The sequence below is a fragment of the Anaerobiospirillum sp. NML120511 genome (genome assembly GCF_023050955.1).
Taxonomy (GTDB): domain Bacteria; phylum Pseudomonadota; class Gammaproteobacteria; order Enterobacterales; family Succinivibrionaceae; genus Anaerobiospirillum.
This window is the reverse complement of the sequence record NZ_JALKIK010000088.1, coordinates 1-3,176: the sequence shown is the minus strand read 5'-3', so window position 1 is coordinate 3,176 and position 3,176 is coordinate 1. Positions and strand designations below refer to the sequence as shown.

At 50.8% G+C, this 3,176-nt stretch carries 2 rRNA genes; both read right to left on the bottom strand.

The features are described 5' to 3' along the window. A 5S ribosomal RNA gene (gene rrf / locus MXE39_RS12700) occupies window positions 1-63 on the bottom strand; the annotation flags it as partial. Window positions 64-155: 92 nt separating this feature from the next. Beyond that, window positions 156-3,020: ribosomal RNA gene (locus MXE39_RS12695) — 23S ribosomal RNA — on the bottom strand. Window positions 3,021-3,176: the final 156 nt, after the last annotated feature.

The window sequence follows — 3,176 nt, the reverse complement described above, 5'->3', positions numbered from 1 at the left end:
ACTGCATTTCACTTCTGTGTTCGGAATGGGGACAGGTGGGACTACAGCACTATGGTCGCCAGACAAATCTGTATTTAAAAATGTTCAGTACAAGCTCTGTGCTTAACTCTTTTCTATCTAATGGTTAACCTTGCCTTTAAACCTTTCGGGGTTGTATGGTCAAGCTTTCGGGTCATTAGTATTGGCCAGCTTCACGCATCACTGCGCTTCCACATCCAACCTATCAACGTCGTAGTCTTCAACGGCCCTTATGATTTAACTCGGATAACTCATCTTGGGGCCTGCTTCCCGCTTAGATGCTTTCAGCGGTTATCAGTTCCGAACTTGGCTGCCGGGCGGTGCCATTGGCATGACAACCCGTAAACCAGCGGTTCGTTCACTCCGGTCCTCTCGTACTAGGAGCAATCCCCCTCAATTATCCCACGCCCGCGGTAGATAGGGACCAAACTGTCTCACGACGTTTTGAACCCAGCTCGCGTACCACTTTAAATGGCGAACAGCCATACCCTTGGGACCAACTTCAGCCCCAGGATGTGATGAGCCGACATCGAGGTGCCAAACACCGCCGTCGATATGAACTCTTGGGCGGTATCAGCCTGTTATCCCCAGAGTACCTTTTATCCGTTGAGCGATGGCCTTTCCATACAGAACCACCGGATCACTATGACCTGCTTTCGCACCTGCTCGAGTTGTTGCTCTCGCAGTCAAGCCAGCTTATGCCATTGCACTGACCTTACGATGTCCGACCGTAATCAGCTGACCTTCGTGCTCCTCCGTTACCCTTTAGGAGGAGACCGCCCCAGTCAAACTTCCCACCAGACACTGTCCTCTTCAAGGTCTTTGTCGAGTTAGAACTTCAAACAGGTCAGGGCGGTATTTCAAGGACGACTCCAGCAGAGCTGGCGCTCTGCCTTCGATGTCTCCCGCCTATCCTGCACAAACATGTTCAAAGTTCAGTGTCAAGCTGCAGTAAAGGTTCACGGGGTCTTTCCGTCTAGCCGCGGGTACACTGCATCTTCACAGCGATTTCGATTTCACTGGGTCTCAGGTGGAGACAGCGTGGCCATGGTTACACCATTCGTGCAGGTCGGAACTTGCCCGACAAGGAATTTCGCTACCTTAGGACCGTTATAGTTACGGCCGCCGTTTACCGGGGCTTCACTCAGGAGCTTCGACTTGCGTCTGACCCCATCATTTAACCTTCCGGCACCGGGCAGGTGTCACACCCTATACTTCCCCTTTCAGGTTTGCAGAGTGCTGTGTTTTTGTTAAACAGTCCCAGCCACCATTTCACTGCGGCTGCTCTCAGCTCCAGATGTGCATCTTTCACCATGAGCAGCGTACCTTATCCCGAAGTTACGGTACAATTTTGCCTAGTTCCTTCACCTGAGTTCTCCCAAGCGCCTTGGTATCCTCTACCCGACCACCTGTGTCGGTTTGGGGTACGGCCACATATAAGCTGAAGCTTAGAGACTTTTCCTGGAAGCCTGGCTACAGTCACTTCGTGAATAAATTCACTTCGCATCGATTCTCAGTTCAACGCATCCCGTCTTTTAACCCGGGATACTCCCTACAATCTTCCACCAGAATCCGTTAACTGGCTGACCTTACCTTCTCCGTCATCCCATCGCACTTATATCTGGTACAGGAATATTAACCTGTTTCCCTTCGACTACGCTTTTCAGCCTCGCCTTAGGCACCGACTCACCCTGCCCCGATTAACGTTGGACAGGAACCCTTGGTCTTTCGGCGAACGGGTTTTTCACCCGTTTTATCGTTACTTACGTCAGCATTCGCACTTCTGTTACCTCCAGCTCGGCTCCCGCCTCACCTTCATCAGTTTACAGAACGCTCCTCTACCACTCACACAAAGTGTGAATCCGCAGCTTCGGTGTCTGGTTTAGCCCCGTTACATCTTCCGCGCAGGCCGACTCGACCAGTGAGCTATTACGCTTTCTTTAAATGATGGCTGCTTCTAAGCCAACATCCTGGCTGTCTGTGCCTTCCCACATCGTTTCCCACTTAACCAGAACTTGGGGACCTTAGCTGGCGGTCCGGGTTGTTTCCCTCTTGACGATGAACGTTAGCACCCACCGTCTGTCCTCTACTTCCAACTGTACGGTATTCGCAGTTTGCAATAGTTTGGCAAGCCGAGATGGCCCCCGCGCTATAACAGTGCTCTACCCCCGTACGTCCTCGTAGAACGCTACCTAAATAGCTTTCGAGGAGAACCAGCTATCACTGAGTTTGATTGGCCTTTCACCCCCAGTCCCAGATCATCCCCTAACTTTGCAACGTTAGTGGGTTCGGTCCTCCGGCAGGTGTTACCCTGCTTTCAACCTGTCCAGGACTAGCTCACCCAGTTTCGGGTCTACCTGTATCAACTGTTCGCCCTGTTAAGACTCGATTTCTCTACGGCTCCCCCATCAAGGTTAACCTTGCTAATACAGATAACTCGCTGACCCATTATACAAAAGGTACGCAGTCACCCCGAAGGGCTCCCACTGCTTGTACGCATACGGTTTCAGGTTCTGTTTCACTCCCCTCCCGGGGTTCTTTTCGCCTTTCCCTCACGGTACTGGTTCACTATCGGTCGTCAGGTAGTATTTAGCCTTGGAGGATGGTCCCCCCATATTCAGACAGGATATCACGTGTCCCGCCCTACTCACGCTCATTACTTATGCTCTTACGTATACGGGAGTATCACCCTGTACCCTGCACCTTCCCAGGACGCTTCTACTTGAACATAAATAACTTTTGGGCTGTTCCCCGTTCGCTCGCCGCTACTGAGGGAATATCGGTTTTGATTTCTTTTCCTCGGGGTACTGAGATGTTTCACTTCCCCCGGTTCGCCTCCATGACTTAAGTCATGGATGACAGCAAAGCTGCCGGATTTCTCCATTCGGAAATCTGAGGTTCAGGCGCCCCTTATCGGCTTACCTCAGCTTATCGCAGATTGGCACGTCCTTCATCGCCTCCTGACGCCATGGCATCCACCATATGCGCTTTCATGCTTGACCATACAACCCCGAAAGGTCTATATGGCCCTGATCATGATTGGATCAAGTAACTTTAACAACTGCCGAAAGGTTATCAAGACTCTGGTCTTTTACCCATTAAATAGTTGCTAATTGAGTTATTTAAAATAAGCTTGTCTGATACATTTTTAAAGAACT